The 16,340-nt window shown below is 64.9% G+C and carries 6 protein-coding genes; 5 read left to right on the forward strand and 1 reads right to left on the reverse strand.

Features of this window, described 5'->3' with window-relative positions:
* Positions 1-77: 77 nt before the first annotated feature.
* Both N2603_RS04080 and N2603_RS04085 read left to right on the forward strand, forming a co-directional pair.
* Positions 78-7,763, forward strand: a complete 7,686-nt coding sequence (locus N2603_RS04080) for a FecR domain-containing protein (RefSeq protein ID WP_425248974.1) — start codon at positions 78-80, stop codon at positions 7,761-7,763.
* Between the two features lie 121 nt (positions 7,764-7,884).
* Positions 7,885-10,116 carry a CHASE2 domain-containing protein gene (locus N2603_RS04085; protein ID WP_260387781.1) on the forward strand — a complete coding sequence of 744 codons (2,232 nt, stop codon included), beginning with the start codon at positions 7,885-7,887 and terminating at the stop codon, positions 10,114-10,116.
* Between the two features lie 321 nt (positions 10,117-10,437).
* Here N2603_RS04085 and N2603_RS04090 read toward each other — a convergent pair whose 3' ends face one another.
* Positions 10,438-12,033 (reverse strand): ABC transporter substrate-binding protein, encoded by a 1,596-nt coding sequence (locus N2603_RS04090; RefSeq protein ID WP_260387782.1) that lies wholly within the window; start codon positions 12,031-12,033, stop codon positions 10,438-10,440.
* 199 nt (positions 12,034-12,232) lie between these two features.
* Between N2603_RS04090 and N2603_RS04095 the strand changes: the two genes are divergently transcribed.
* The 3 genes from N2603_RS04095 to N2603_RS04105 all read left to right on the forward strand — a co-directional run bounded on the left by N2603_RS04095 (position 12,233) and on the right by N2603_RS04105 (position 16,339).
* On the forward strand, positions 12,233-13,891 hold the full coding sequence (locus N2603_RS04095; RefSeq protein WP_260387783.1) for an ABC transporter substrate-binding protein: 1,659 nt from the start codon (positions 12,233-12,235) through the stop codon (positions 13,889-13,891).
* Positions 13,892-14,083: 192 nt separating this feature from the next.
* Positions 14,084-15,037: an ABC transporter permease gene (locus tag N2603_RS04100; RefSeq protein WP_018643381.1), complete on the forward strand. Its 954-nt coding sequence runs from the start codon at positions 14,084-14,086 to the stop codon at positions 15,035-15,037.
* A 393-nt stretch (positions 15,038-15,430) separates the two neighbouring features.
* A complete protein-coding gene (locus tag N2603_RS04105; RefSeq protein WP_260387784.1) occupies positions 15,431-16,339 on the forward strand; it encodes an ABC transporter permease in 909 nt (302 codons plus the stop codon).
* Position 16,340: the final 1 nt, after the last annotated feature.

Genomic DNA, 16,340 nt, shown 5'->3' on the forward strand with positions numbered 1-16,340 from the left:
CGCTAAGGACTTGGTAATGCTAAGCAAGCTTAGGCGGTCGATACTTTCATAATTATTAACCCTTTTACGGTGCCCCGTTGAATTACGCTGGCAAATTTGACGCCGCGATTCCCTTGAACGGCGAAGGTTCCCACTCGCCCGCCTATGTTCATGTCGATTCCTTTACCGCCAAGTCCTTTACTGCAACGGCGCACGGTCACGTGCCGGATGGGGCTGTCGTTGTTCCCGACCCGAATCTGATCTTCAACGGCGAGTTCAAGCGCGCGGGTCTCGACCTCGTGCTGTCCCATGAGGGGCGCGACTTCGTCGTTCACGATTATTTTAGGGGCGAGAAGCGTGCCGCACTCGCCTCGTCCGATGGCGCCCACCTCACCGGCGACGTCGTCAACGCGCTGACGGGCCACATTCAGGTTGCCCAGGCCGCGCCGGGCATTGCCGCGGCCCAGGTCATCGGCCACGTCACCAAGCTCTCCGGCAGCGCGACCGCGATCCGCAACGGCGTTTCGGTCATCCTCAACAACGGCGACAATGTCGAGAAGGGCGACGTGGTGTCGACCGGCGCGGATTCGACGCTCGGCATCACCTTCATCGACGGCACCGTGTTCGGCCTGTCCTCCAATGCGCGGATGGTGCTGAACGAGATGGTCTACGACCCCAACGGGTCGAACAACTCCTCGCTGCTGAGCCTGGTCGCAGGCACCATCACCTTTGTCGCCGGTGAAACCGCCAAGCACGGCGACATGAAGGTCGACACGCCGGTCGCCACCATGGGCATCCGCGGCACCGCGGTACTGACCCAGATCAACTTCGTCATTCCTGCCGGCGGCGGCGACCCGCAGCCGCAGGCGAGCTTCCAGGTGCTGGTCGAGCCGAACGGCACCACGGGCTCCTACATCCTGTTCGACAAGATCACGCTGCTGCCGATCGCGACGGTCAACCAGGCCGGCCAGATGATCCAGATCAGCGGCGGCAACGTCTCGATCAGCAACGCGCTGATGTCGCCGGACGTGCAGAAGCTGATCACCGACGTGTTCACGCTGAAGTTCACCGACAACAACAGCAACACCAAGCTGACCACGAACTTCACCGACACGATCACGCCGACCACCCAGGATCTGGTGCTCAAGTCGGCGTCGGGTGCCGTCGTGATCGCGACCTTCACGAACCTCAATCGGGGAGAATCGGAAGGGCCCGGCAATTCCACGTCGAGCGCCACGCGTATGCCCGGCCAGCCGCTGGTGCAGAGCCTCGATCTCGGCGGCAATGTGAAGACGGCGTTCTCGCTGAGCGAGCGCGCGGACACCACCGGCGACACCACGCATTCCGATACGATCTCCGGCCGGATCACCTTCGTCGATCAGAATCTCGGCGACCGGCCGACGGTGAGCATAAGCCTCGCCGAGGCGCCGAACTACGTCTACAAGAACGCCGGCCAGCAGGACGTCACCGGCTCGCTCAGCGCTCTTCAGAAGCAGGACATCGCGGCGACGCTGATCCAGATCAGCGTGGCCCCCGACGGCGGCAACAACAACAACGGCTCGGCGGTCTGGACCTATACGATCCCCGATAACGTGTTCGATTTCCTCGCGGCCGGCGAAACGCTGACGCTGACCTACATGGTCCGCGTCGACACCAATTTCCAGGTCGCCCCAGAATCCAAGTTCATCCCGATCACCATCACGATCACGGGCACCAACGACAAGCCGGTGATCACCAGCAGCGTTCCGACCATCACCTTCGAAGGCGGTACCAGCGTGCCGGGCGGCCCGCTCGTCAGCGACGAGGCGACCTCGGGCACGCTGAACTTCGCCGACGTCGATCTGACCGACACCCATACCGTGTCGGTGGCGCTGACCAGTGCGACGCTGCCCGACGGCAGCACCGTTCCGCCGGGCCCGCTCGCGGCGTTCCAGAGCGCGATGTCGGTTGCGATCGCGGCGGGGGCCGACAGCACCGGCGATGGCACCGGCACCATCAACTGGTCGCTGGCCGACCTTCCGGTCTACCTCGCCGACTTCATTCCGAAGGGCGAGGTGCTGACGCTGGTCTACACCGTGACGGTCAAGGACACGCATGGCGGGACCGCGCAACAGACCATCACCGTCACGATCACCGGGACCGATGCGCCCGCCGTGGTGTGGATCGCGACCGAGAAGCCCGGCGCACCCTCGGGCGGCTTCTGGAAAGACGCCGCGAACTGGGCGACCGGCACCGTTCCGACCATCGACGATGACGTCATCGTCATCACCGATCAATTGCATGGCCTGACGCCGTCTTTCCCGGCCACGATCGACGCGCCGGCCTATGCCAAGTCGGTCACGATGAACGATTTCGGCGGTCCGCCGCCGCAGCTGATCAACAAGAGCTCGCTGACCATCGCTGGCTCGCTCGACATGCGCGCGGACTCGATCTTCACCAACGCCGCGACCGGCACGGCGTCGGTCGGCGGCCTGGCCGAGATCCTGGACACCAGCGTATTGACCAATGCCGGGCACCTGACGCTCAAGGCCGGCGGCGATTTCGCCGTCGGTACCACGATCACCAATTCCGGCACGCTCGAACTGTTCGGCGGCACGCTGAAGACGCGCGCCGAGATCCACAACGCCGGCGGCACGCTGAAGACCGATGCCGGCGCGACGCTGATCGTCGATGGCACGACGGTCGACGGCGGCACCGTCACCATTCTCGGCACGCTGGAGCTCGACGGCGTCAGCCTGATCGAGAACGGCACGCTGAGCAATTCCGGCACGATCAACGTCAAGGGCACCGCCGAGTTCTCAGGCGAGACCGTGGATAACGCGTCGAGCGGTGTGATCGAGGTGCTGGCAAACGGCTGGCTGACGATCCATCAGGGCACCAGCGTCACCAACGCCGGCCAGATCACCATCGACGCTTCCGGCAGGCTGGTCGTCAACAACGCGACGATCGGTGGACCCGGCGTTGTTATCGGCAACGGCAACGGCGAGGGTGACGGCGGTCCCATCTTCAACACCGGTCTCAGCGGGGCTGGCACGATCACCAGCGATGGTGAGATCGATCTCACCGGCGACGCCGTCCTGAGCGGCGGCATCCTGAACAACAATGCCCTCTTCAAAGTCAGCGGTACCGGCAATGCGCTGAGCGGCGAGACCGTCACCAATGCCGGCATCATCGAAGTGCTCGCCGGCGGCGCGCTGGCGATCGATCTGGGCTCGACGGTCGACAATTCGAGCGGCAACGTCGTCATCGACGGCAATGCCGCGCTGACGCTGGACGACGCCACGATCAGCGGCGGCGCGATCAAGGGTGCGGGCACGATCGACGTCACCGGCGCCAGCCGCATCGACGGCGGGGCGACGGTCAGCATCAGCACCGTCACGGTCGAGAGCGACGTCACGCTGACGTTCGGCAACGCGACCGTTGCGGGCACCGAGATCGCCAATCAAGGCACCGTCAATGTCGATGCAAGCAGGAAGCTGACGTTGAACGGTGCGAGCCTGACCGGCGGTACGCTCACCGTCTCCGGCACGCTGGAATCGACCGGCACGAGCGCCATCGACAATGCCGGCATCACCATTGCCGGCACCGGTACGATCACCGTCACCGGCGGCACGCTGACGATCGATCCGGCCACGATCCACGCCGTCACCAATCACGGCCTGATCGAGGCGGTGACCGGCGGCACGCTGAAGCTGACGGCGGCCACCATCACCAATGGCGGCGGGACGATCTCGGTTGACGGCTCATCGAAGCTCTATCTGACCCACGTGTCGATCAACGGCGGCAGTCTGAGCAATGCCGGCAATCTCTACAGCGTCTCGGGCTCCAACACGGTCGCGGCTGGCGTCACCAGCATCGGCGGCACCATCGAAGTTCAGGCCGGCACGCTCAACCTCGCCGGCGGCATCACCGGCGCCGGCACGCTGATCATCGACGACGGCGCGACGCTCGAGCTCGGCGGCGCCGATGCGCAGACTGTCACATTCGCCGGCGGCACCGGCACGCTGCAACTCGACAAGATCGCCGGCCAGCATTTCACCGGGACCATCGCGGGCGCGGCGACGGCCGACGGCACATTCACCGTCACCGGCGATGCCGACATCGCGACGTCGGCCGGCGACGCGCTCGACTTCTCCGTGTCGAAGGGGACGCATGCCGGCGTCGCGCTCGCACTGAGCGGCAAGCTCACGGGCGCGAGCAACGGCATCGACGTCACCCAGAACGGCGCCGGCGACGTCTCGTTGACCGCCACCGGCGACATCACCGGCTCCGCCGGCCACGGCATCTGGCTGAGCGACGGGTCGACCGGCGCCGGCAACATCACGGTCAACGATGTCACCGGCAAGGCGACCGGCACCGGGGCCGATTCGGCCGGCGTCCTCGTGGAGAATTCGAATGCCGGCAATGCCGGCGACATCTCGATCACCCAGCTCGGCGGCGCCGTCGGCGGTGCCTACGGCATCGATGCCCTCACCCAGGGCAGTGGCGACATCACCATCGACGCCGGCGGGACCATCACCGGCAGCTCGACCTACGGCATCCGGTCGCGCAGCTATGGCACCGGCAACCAGACCGTCACGACCGAGGCCGGGAGCGTGCTCACCTCGGGCAGCTCCGGCATCGTCGCGGTCAACCGTGCGACCTCGATCGATGCAGCGGCCGGCAGCACCATCACGGTCAACGCCTACGGCACGATCAATTCCGGCAGCAGCCCGAACCTGAGCGGCAATGCCCCGGCCGGCATCCAGACCGGCTACACCGGCGCCACCAACGGCGCCAGCGCCACCACCGCCGTCAACGGTTCGGTTGTCGTCAACAACCATGCCAACATCACCGCCGCCGCGGGCTACGGCATCCACGCCTATAATTACGGGAACGGCGACGTCACGGTGAACGACGCGGCCGACACCACCGTCATCGGTGCCGAGATTGGTATCCTCGCCCAGACGCTCAGCGGCGGAACCGGCAACATCGCCGTCACGCTCGGCGCCAACGCCTCGGTGACCGGCACGACCAGCTACGGCATTCTCGCCTACAGCGTCGACCAGGGCGACATCAGCGTTGCCCTGGCGGCGGGCGATCACGTCACCTCGGGCAGCTCCGGCGTCGTGGCAGTCAACTACGCCGTCGCGATCGACGACGATGTCGGCAGCACGATCTCCGTCGAGGCGCACGGCACGATCCATTCCGGCTCCGCGCTGAACAACGACCTGACCACGCCGGGCGCGATCATCGCCGGTTACAAGCCCGGCGGCAACGGGACCTTCTCGGGCGCGGTCAATGGCGACGTCATCGTCACCAGTGATGCGACGATCACCGCGGATGCCGGCTACGGCATCGAGGCGTTCACCTGGGGCGTCGGCGACGTCACCGTCACGACCGGCGCGACCTCGCAGATCACCGCCGCAGGTACCGCGATCGCCGCCTTCGATCATGGCGGCGGCGACGTGACCGTCACCAACAATGGCTCCGCCAGCGGCGCCGTCGGCCTGTCGGCTTTGGCGGCGGGCGCGGGCGATGTCACCATCGTCAATCACGGCAGCATCACCGGCACGAGTTCTGTCGGCATCAGGGTCACGCAGAACGATGCGGATGCGGCGGGCGATCCGGTCGCGACCGGCTCGACGCATATCACCAACAGCGGCTCGGTCGTGGGTGCGGCCGGCCATGCCGCGATCTTCATCCAGGAAAACGCCACCGGTTCTGCGACGATCGACAATTCCGGCACGATCGGGCCGGCCGCCGCCGCGAGCGTGAGCTCTGCGACCTATGCGATCGTCGAGACCGGCGGTGCCATCACCACCATCAACAACACCGGCCACATCAACGGCAACATCTCTGTCGACAGCGCGACCTTCAACAACCTGGCGACTGGCATCTGGACGGTGTCCGGAACGAGCGTCTTCGGCAACGTCTCCTCGATCGTCAACGCCGGCGAAATCGATCTGCTCAACGGCGCCTGGATTTCCGTGGCCGGGCCGGGCATCACCAATTCGAACGAGATCGAGAGCTGGGGCACGGCGTCGATCACGGGCACCATCACCAACAACCACTCCATCGAGGTCCATACCGGCACGCTGACGCTGTTCGGCTCGCTGTCCGGCTCCGGCTCGGTCACGATCGACGCCGGCGCGACGCTCGAGATCAAGAACGCGGTGGCGCAGACCATCACCTTCTCCGGCGCCGGTGCCGAGCTCGAGATCGACACGACAACCTTCGGCGGTTCGATCGCCGGCTTCGCCGTCAACGAGAAAATCGACCTGTCGACCATCACCTGGGACAGCGGGACCACGGCCGTCTACGACTCCCTGACCGGCAATCTCGTCGTGAGCGACACGCACGGCCACAGCATCTCGCTCAAGCTGATCGGCAACTACAGCGACACGCATTTCATCACCAGCAGCGACGGCGCCGGGGGCACCATCGTCGAGATCGCTCCGGTCGATGAATGGACCAATCCTGCCGGCGGCGACTGGAACACGGCGTCGAACTGGAGCCTGGGCGTGCCAGCGGCCAGCTACGACGTGAAGCTGCTCGCCGGGGGCGAACCTATCACCGTCGACAGTGCGACCAACGTCACGATCCACGACCTCACCGTCGCTTCCGGCGTGACGCTGCTGACCGAGCCCGGCACCGTGTTCACCGTGAACGGCGACGTCGTTCTCGACGGCCTGATCGAGGCCGGCCCGTTCTCCGGCAACGACGTGTCGACGATCGACATCAAGGGCAACGTCACCGGCACCGGAGCGATCGAGATCTCCAACAAGGCCGTCGTGGAGATCGAGGGCTCGGTTTCGGGCACGCTGGTCAACGGAGAGTTCTCGGGCATCACCGTCTATTACGACAACGGGCTCGGCACCCTGATCCTGGACGATTCCAAGGATTTCCACGGGCTGATCTCGGGGTCCCCGGCCGGAGCCCCGCTCTCGTCCAACAATCTGATCGACCTGAAGGACCTCGCCTGGACGTCGACCATGTCGGCGCAGGCCGACTACAATTCGGATTCGAACATCACCACGGTCGACTTCTACAACGGCACGACCACCGTCACCCTGTCGTTCCTCGGCAGGGACGTGAACTGGCACCTTCAGAGCGACGGCCAAGGCGGCACCACCGTCTATGATCCGCTCGCCGACGCGCCCATGACGATCGAGAGCGGCACCGTGCTGAACCTCAGCGAGGCTTCGTCGCAGGACGTGACCTTTGCCAACGACAGCGGAACCACAGGCACGCTCGCGCTCGAGCACGCCGCCGATTTCACCGGCACCATCAGCGGCTTTGCCGGCGACGGCACCGTCGCCAATTCGGATCTGCTCGACCTCAAGGACATCGACTTCGCGCACCTGACCGGGGTGAACTACACCGAAAACGCCGACCATCTCGGCGGCGTGCTGACGCTGAGCGACGGCACCGGCACCGCGAACATCAAGTTCGCCGGCAGCTACAGCATCGACAGCTTCCATTTCGTCAGCGACGGCAACGGCGGCACGCTGGTCGTCGATCCGCCCACGGGACCGACCCTCGTCGGGACCAGTGGACAGGACCAGTTCGCCTTCACGAATTCGACGCTTCAGGTCCAGAGTACGATCGTCGATTTCGAGCTGGGCCAGGACAAGATCGACCTGCGCGAGTTCGCCGGCATCAAGTCGTTCAGCGACATCGTCATCACGCAGCAGGCGGGTGGCGCGCTGGTCACGCTCGACGATCACCAGTCGATCCTGCTGAAGAATCTCGTCGCGAGCAGCCTGCACGCCAGCGATTTCATCGTTGCGAACCACGCCTGACGGGCATTCGCCCGGTTCGGCGGCACCTCGTCCGCGGCGGATTCCAGTATCAAAGGCATAGCCGATTGCGTATTCTTGGCCCGGTTACGGCCGAAGGCGGGCTGCGGGAAACTCGACCAGCATGAGACGTCTCAAGATCCTGCGGCGGTGGTTTGCGCAAAAGCTCGGCTTTGCGCGGCTGATGTGCCTTGCGCTGCTGGTCGCGTTCGCCGGCGCCCGCCTCTGGGACCCGCCGCCGATCCAGGAATTGCGGCTGCGCACCTTCGACATGTTCCAGCTGATCGATCCGCGCCACAAGACGATACGGCCGGTCACCATCGTCGACATCGACGACAAGAGCCTCGCCAAGTTTGGCCAATGGCCGTGGTCACGGACGCGGATCGCGGACATGATCATCAACCTCACCAATAACGGCGCGGTCGCGATCGGCTTCGACGTGGTGTTTTCGGAGCCCGACCGGCTCAATCCGGATCTGGTCGCCGGCCAGATGCGCTATCTGGACGACGCCACCCGCACCAGGCTGAGCGAGCTGCCGAGCAACGACCAGATCCTCTCGGAAGCGATCAAGCGCTCGCGCGTGGTGCTGGGCGAGACCGGACAGTCGGTGATCACGTCGGAGATCGACAAGACGCTTCCCTTCACGGGGGTGGCGACGGTCGGCGAGGAGAATGCCGAGAAGTTTCTGTTCGAGTTCCCCGGCCTGTTGCGCAACGTGCCCGTGATCGAGAAGGTCGCCGCCGGTCGCGGCCTGTTCACCATCAGGACCGAGCGCGACGGCCTGATCCGTCGCGTGCCGATGGTGATGCGCGCCCAGGGCAACATCATGCCCTCGCTCAGCCTGGAGATCCTGCGCGTCATCACCAGCACGCCGACGCTGCTGGTTCGGACCGACAAGTCCGGCGTGCGGGCCATCCGCCTCAAGGGCGTCGAGATCCCGACCGACAGGAACGGCCAGCTCTGGGTGCACTACGCCCGCTATGATCCCTCGATCTACGTCTCGGCCGCCGACGTGCTCGACAACACGGTGTCGCCGAGCAAGATCGCCGGCAAGCTCGTGCTGATCGGCACCTCCGCGGTCGGCCTGAACGACATCAAGACCACGCCGGTATCCCGGGCCATGCCGGGTGTCGAGATCCACGCCCAGGTGCTGGAAAGCGTGCTCACCGGCGCGATGATCTCGCAGCCGAACTATGCGCTCGGTATCGAGCTGATCGCTGCGCTGTTCATCGGCCTGCTCGTCATCATCTTCACGCCGAATCTCGGCCCCGTCCGCTTGGTGCTTGCCGGTGCGATGTTCGCCGCGATCCTGGTCGGCACGTCCTGGTTCTTCTACGCGCAGAACCGCCAGCTCATCGACTTCACCTATCCGCTGCTCTCGACCACCGCGATCTACCTGACCCTGATCTTCGGCAGCTTCGTGCGCGAGCAGCGCCAGCGCGTGCAGATCCGCGGCATGTTCGCGCAATACATGTCGCCGGTGCTGGTCGAGCAGCTGGCGCAGTCGCCGGAAAAGCTGGTGCTCGGCGGCGAGGAGCGCGAGATGACGATCATGTTCTCCGACGTGCGCGGCTTCACCACGATCTCGGAAAGCTACAAGCACGATCCGCAGGGGCTGATCGCGCTGATGAACCGCTTCCTGACGCCGCTGACCGACGTCATCATCGAGCGGAAGGGCTACATCGACAAATACATGGGCGACGCCATCATGGCGTTCTGGAATGCGCCGCTCGACGATGCCGAGCACCAGGTCAACGCCTGCGAAGCCGCGATCCAGATGCTCGAGCAGATCGATGCGGTCAACAAGGAGCGCGAGCAGGAAGCCGCCGACGGCGGCCATGTCTACATCCCGCTCAACGTCGGCATCGGCCTCAACACCGGCATCGGCGTGGTCGGCAACATGGGCTCCGACCTCAAGAAGAACTATTCGGTGCTCGGCGACAGCGTGAACCTCGCCTCGCGCCTCGAAGGTCAGACCAAGGAATACGGCTTCCCGATCATCGTCGGCTCCAGGACGGCGCTCGCCGCCAAGGACAAGTTCGCGATCCTCGAGCTCGACTTCATCATGGTCAAGGGCAAGACCGAGCCGGAGGTGATCTACGCCATCGCCGGCCGCGAGGACGTGATGCATTCGGCCGCCTTCCAGCGCCTGCGCAACATCACCATCGAGATGCTCGGCTGCTACCGCAACCGCGACTGGCAGGGCGCGATGAACGCGATCGAGCGTGGCCGCCGCAGCGAAGATGCCGACACGCTGGAAAAGCTGTTCAAGCTCTACGAGGCGAGGATCAAGGATTTCCAGCTCAATCCACCGCCGGAGGACTGGACCGGGGCGTACGCGCTGCTGACGAAGTAGGGGGCGGCGGGTGTGGTTTGAAGGCGGCCACACCACAGCTGTCGTCCCCGCGAACGCGGGGACCCATAACCACAGGGAGCGGTTATGGGGTGGGCTGGTAACTCCGAGCCTTCGCCAAACCACTCCCTGTGGTTATGGGGCCCGGGTCTGCGCTGCGCTTGCCCGGGACGACGGTTGAGTTTGATGCGCCAGTGTGAGTCTCATCTACGACGCCGTCACAACTCCCGTGGGCAAAGGCGCGTAGCGCCGTGCCCACGTCTTCTCCCTGGTGGGCACGCTTGCGCTTTGCCCACCCTACGGCAGCGGTGTTTTGCGCCCCCCTCACTCCACCCCGATCGTCGTCAGGTCCTGGAACCAGTGCTGGGCCTGCACGAACTGCTTGATCTTCGGCGACAGCGCATGCGGGTTGGTGTCGTGGACGACCCAGACCAGCACGGCATCATCCACGATCAGCGCATGCGCCTGGGCGAGCAGCTCATCCTGCTTGGCGCTGTCGAAGGTCTGCTTGGCCTCGTCGATCAGTGCGTCCACCTTCGGGTTCTTGTAGCCGCCCCAGTTGACGCCGACCGGCGCGATCTGGCCGGAGTGGAAGAAGCGGACGATGGCGTAGAGCGGGTCCGAGGTGACATAGGCGATGTTGTTGGCGGTGATGCCGGCGTTCATCTCGTCCGCCGCGCCCTTGCGCCAATGCGTGTAGAGCGTCTCGAGCTCGACCACCTTGAAGTCGATGTCGATGCCGATCTCTTTAAAACTCTGCTGCAGGAACTCGTTCATCGGCAGCGACAGCATCTGGCCGGTGCCGCCTTGCGCGATGATGAAGGTGGTCTTCAGCGGTTTTGCTTTGGAATAGCCCGCTTCCTCCACCAGCTTCTTGGCGGCGGCGAGATCATATTTCAGCTCGAAGGTCGGCTTGCCGAACCACGGGCTCGACGGGTCGACCTGGCCCTTGGCGGGCTTGGCGAGGCCGTTCATCAGTCCGACGACCTCGTCACGGTTGATCGCGAGGTTCAGCGCCTTGCGCAGGCGAATGTCGGTCCAGGGCGAGCCCGGCAGCACGCTGAGGTGATAGTTCCAGACATGCGGGGTGACGTTGTCGACCAGCTTCATGCCGGCCGCCTTGAGCTGCGGCACGGCGTCCGGCGCCGGCGTCTCGATCAGATCCACTTGTCCGGCGAGCAGCGCGTTGGTGCGCGTCAGCGCTTCCGGCATCGGCACCAGCACGATCTTGTCGACCTTGGGAATGCGCTTCGTGTTCCAGTAGTCCGGATTCTTGCTGAGCTCCGCGAGCTCGCGCGGCACCAGTTTCGTCAGCTTGAACGGGCCGGTGCCGGAGGGCTGGCTGGCGAACTTGTCCCAGTCCTTGCCGAGCTTTTCATACTGCGCCGGGCTCGACACCAGGAACCAGAGCATCTGATAGGGGAAGAAGGAATCCACCGTCTTGGTGGTGATCTCCACCGTGAAGTCGTCGATCCTGGCGTAGCTGGCGACGGAGGGCAGGCGGGTCTTCACCTGCGCGCTCTGCCGCTTGTCGAATTGCGGCGCCTTGTCGTTGAGCACCTTGTCCAGATTCCAGATCACTGCGTCGGCGTTGAACTCGCTGCCGTCGTGAAACTTCACGCCCTTGCGAAGGGTGAAGCGCCATTTGGTCTTGTCGGCATCGTCCACTTTCCATTCGGTGGCGAGGCCCGGCACCAGCTTGCCGGGGCGGTCGGCGACGTCCATCTCCCAGGCGACCAGCGGATCGTAGATCGTGTAGGCCGTGAACTGATAGGCGCCGGCACCGCGATCGGGTTGGCCCGTCGTCAGCGGAATGTCCGCCATCGAGATGCCGTAGCGCACCACCGTTTCGGCGTGCGCCGAGATCGCAGAAACTGCCAGCGCAAGCACGGCGAGACAGGTCGACAGACGAATACGCATGGCCCAAAGCTCCAGGGAGGATCTGGGGCCAAACTTGCAATCTTGATGCCAGAATAGGCAGCGCACCTGTTTCGCCCGTGCGTCATCACAAGGACTTGTCGTCGCAGGGGCAATTTGCAGAAAAAGTTTCTCCTTGGCATAGCCATTGCATACGATTGCATCAAAATTAATCATCGAAAGCCGAAGAAGGATCGAGGCGATGCTTATCAAGAACAAGAAGACACGGGCGGCGCTGATCGCGCTCTTGGCGCTCGGCAGCGCGGCCGCATGGCCGCGCGTGGTCGCTGCGGAAACGGTGCTGCGCATCGGCATGACTGCTGCCGATATTCCGCGCACCCTTGGCCAGCCCGATCAGGGTTTTGAAGGCAATCGCTTCACCGGCCTCACCATGTATGACGCGCTGACCGGCTGGGATCTGTCCTCTGCCGACAAGCCGAGCGTGGTGATCCCGGGCCTTGCCACCGAGTGGAAGGTCGACGATGCCGACAAGACCAAATGGACCTTCAAGCTGCGTTCCGGCGTCACCTTTCATGACGGCTCGCCGTTCAATGCCGACGCCGTGGTGTGGAACGTCGAGAAGGTGCTGAAGCAGGACGCGCCGCAATTCGACGCCAGCCAGGTCGGCGTCACGGCCTCGCGCATGCCGACGCTGGCCTCCGCGAAGAAGATCGACGACATGACGGTCGAGCTCACCACCAAGGAGCCCGACAGCTTCCTGCCGATCAACCTCACCAATCTGTTCATGGCGAGCCCGGCGAAGTGGCAGCATTTCTACGACAAGGCCGAAGGCGCCGACGCCAAGGCAAAGTCGCAGGCCGCCTGGACCGCCTTCGCCAAGGACGCCGCGGGCACCGGCCCCTGGAAGATGGCGAGCTTCACCCCGCGCGAACGGCTCGAGCTGGTCAAGAACGCGAGCTACTGGAACAAGGATCGCGTACCCAAGGTCGACAAGATGGTGCTCCTGCCGATGCCGGAAGCAAATGCGCGCACCGCGGCGCTGCTGTCCGGGCAGGTCGATTGGGTCGAGGCGCCGGCCCCGGATGCGCTGCCCGAGCTCAAGCAGCGTGGCTTCAAGCTCTACGCCAACGAGCAGCCGCATGTCTGGCCGTGGCAGTTCTCGCGCGTCGAGGGCTCGCCCTGGAACGACATCCGCGTGCGCAAGGCGGCGAACCTCTGCGTCGATCGCGAAGGCCTCAAGGACGGCCTGCTTGCCGGCCTGATGGTGCCGGCGTCAGGCACTTTCGAGCCCGGCCATCCCTGGCGCGGCAAGCCGAGCTTCGAGATCAAGTACGACAAGGCGGCTGCGCAGAAGCTGATGCAGGAAGCGGGCTTCGGTCCGAACAAGAAGCTGGCGGTCAAGATCCAGACCTCGGCCTCCGGCTCCGGGCAGATGCAGCCGCTGCCGATGAACGAATATCTCCAGCAGGCGCTCGCCGAATGCTATTTCGAGGTGAAGCTCGACGTCATCGAGTGGAACACGCTGTTCACCAACTGGCGCCGCGGCGCCAAGGACCCCTCGGCCAACGGCTCGAACGCGACCAACGTCACCTATGCGGCGATGGACCCGTTCTTCGCGCTGGTGCGCTTCCTGCAATCGAGCATGGCGCCGCCGGTCTCGAACAATTGGGGCTTCATCAACGATCCCAAGTTCGACGAGCTGGTGAAGAAGGCGCGCCAGACGTTTGACCCGGCCGCACGCGACGCCGCGCTCGCCGAGTTGCACGCGGCCTCCGTCGATGACGCCGCCTTCCTCTATGTCGCCCACGACGTCGGCCCCCGCGCCATGAGCCCGAAGGTCACAGGCGTCGTGCAACCGAAGAGCTGGTTCATCGACTTCTCGCTGGTGTCGGTGAATTAGTGAGGTGAGGACGCTCTATCAATGCGTCATGCCCGGGCTTGACCCGGGCATCCACGTCTTCCTTCCGTCATTCCGGGGCGATGCGTAGCATCGAACCCGGAATCTCGAGATTCCGGGTTCACCCTTCGGGTGCCCCGGAATGACGGATCAAGAAGACCCGTGATGTCTATGCACTCAACTGAGTAACCAAACGTGCTCGCCTATACCGCCAGACGCATTGTCTATGTCGTCCCGATCGTCATCAGCGTGGCGCTGGTGTGCTTCCTGCTCGTGCACATCACGCCGGGCGATCCGCTGGTCGCCGTGCTGCCGGCCGATGCGTCGCAGGAGCTCGCGGCGCAGCTGCGCGCCGCCTATGGCTTCGACCGGCCGCTGCCGGTGCAGTTCGGGCTTTGGCTGCTGCGTGCCCTGCATGGCGATCTGGGCAATTCCATCGCGACGGGGCGCCCGGTGCTCGCCGAAGTCATGCGCGCGGTCGGCAACACCGTCACGCTGGCGATCGCGGCCGCCATCATCGGCTTCACCATGGGCATCCTGCTCGGCCTGATCGCCGGCTATTTCCGCGAGACCTGGATCGACAAGGTCGCGACCTCCTTTGCCATCGCCGGCGTCTCGGTGCCGCACTACTGGCTCGGCATGCTGCTCGTCATCATCTTCTCGGTCCAGCTGAACTGGCTGCCCGCGGTCGGCGCCGGCCCCAGCGGTTCCAACTCCTGGGCCTGGGACTGGGCGCACCTGAAATATCTCGTGCTGCCGGCGATTACGACCTCGGTGATTCCCATGGGCATCGTCACCCGCACGGTGCGCGCGCTCACCGGCGATATCCTCAGCCAGGATTTCGTCGAAGCCTTGCGCGCAAAAGGCCTGCGCGAAACCGGCGTGTTCCGCCACGTCATCAAGAACGCCGCGCCCACCGCGCTCGCGGTGATGGGCCTCCAGCTGGGTTATATGCTCGGCGGCTCAATCCTGATCGAGACCGTGTTCTCCTGGCCGGGCTCGGGCTTCCTGCTCAATTCCGCGATCTTCCAGCGCGACCTGCCGCTGTTGCAGGGCACGATCCTGATCCTGGCGCTGTTCTTCGTCTTCCTCAATCTCCTGGTCGACATCGCGCAGGCCGCGATCGACCCGCGCATCAAGCGGGGCTGACGGGATGAGCCCAGCAATCGCCACGCAAACGGTGCGCTCCCTCCCCCGCCTGCGGGGGAGGGTCGGGGAGAGGGTGTCTCCGCAATCGAGAACCCCCAAGAGGAGAAAACCCTCACCCGGCGCGTTGCGCCGACCTCTCCCGCAAGCGGGAGAGGTGCACTGCCTTCTCGGCTTGCATCGTGCGCGCCAGACGAGCCCAGCTGCAGCCGCGAAGGCGGTCCGCTCCCTCTCCCGCTTGCGGGGGAGGGTTGGGGTGGGGGTCTCTCCACAAGCGAGAACCCCCCAGAGGAGAAAGCCCTCACCCGCGCCTTCGGCGCGACCTCTCCCGCAAGCGGGAGAGGTGCACCGCTTCCTTGGCTCGCATCGATCGTACCAACTTCCGGGAGCCAGCCAATGAGCGAGCTTCCGTTGTCCGCCACCACCACCGCCGATGCCGCGTTGCAGGCCGCGCCCGCGACCAAGGCGCGCGGCTATTGGGCGACCGTCGGCCGCCGCATCATGCGGGACAAGGTCAGCATGGCCTGCGCGCTGGTGCTGCTGCTGATCTTCCTCTCCGCGATCCTCGCGCCGTGGCTCGGCCTTGAGGATCCCTATAGGGGCTCGATGATCCGCCGCCTCCGCCATATCGGAACGGTCGGCTATCCGCTCGGCACCGACGAACTCGGCCGCGACATGCTGGCGCGGCTGATCTATGGCGGGCGGCTGTCGCTGGTCATCGGCATCCTGCCCGTGATCCTGGCCTTCTGCATCGGCACCTCACTCGGCATCATTGCCGGCTATGTCGGCGGCAAGCTCAACACCGCGATCATGCGCACGGTCGACGTGTTCTACGCCTTCCCCTCGGTGCTGCTGGCGATCGCGATCTCCGGCGCGCTGGGTGCCGGCATCCTCAACTCCATCGTGGCGCTCACCATCGTGTTCGTGCCGCAGATCACCCGCGTCGCCGAGAGCGTCACCACAGGCGTGCGCAACATGGACTTCGTCGAGGCCGCGCGCGCCTCCGGCGCCGGCGCCTTCACCATCATGCGCGTGCACATCCTCGGCAACGTGCTGGGCGCGATCTTCGTCTATGCCACCAGCCTGATCTCGGTCTCGATGATTTTGGCGGCCGGTCTGTCCTTCCTCGGCCTCGGCACAAAGCCGCCGGAGCCGGAATGGGGCCTGATGCTGAACACCTTGCGCACTGCGATCTACGTCAACCCCTGGGTCGCAGCCTTGCCGGGTGCGATGATCTTCGCGGTCTCGATCTGCTTCAATCTCCTCTCGGACGGCCTGCGCAGCGCCATGGACATCAGGAACTAGG

The sequence above is a fragment of the Bradyrhizobium huanghuaihaiense genome (assembly GCF_025200885.1).
Classification (GTDB): domain Bacteria; phylum Pseudomonadota; class Alphaproteobacteria; order Rhizobiales; family Xanthobacteraceae; genus Bradyrhizobium; species Bradyrhizobium huanghuaihaiense.

What these genes read in the sequence shown, in the direction of transcription:
- N2603_RS04095 (WP_260387783.1), top strand. Translation starts at nt 12,233, where the DNA reads ATGCTTATCAAGAACAAGAAGACACGGGCGGCGCTGATCGCGCTCTTG.
- N2603_RS04105 (WP_260387784.1), top strand. Translation starts at nt 15,431, where the DNA reads ATGAGCGAGCTTCCGTTGTCCGCCACCACCACCGCCGATGCCGCGTTG.
- N2603_RS04085 (WP_260387781.1), top strand. Translation starts at nt 7,885, where the DNA reads ATGAGACGTCTCAAGATCCTGCGGCGGTGGTTTGCGCAAAAGCTCGGC.
- N2603_RS04090 (WP_260387782.1), bottom strand. Translation starts at nt 12,033, where the DNA reads ATGCGTATTCGTCTGTCGACCTGTCTCGCCGTGCTTGCGCTGGCAGTT.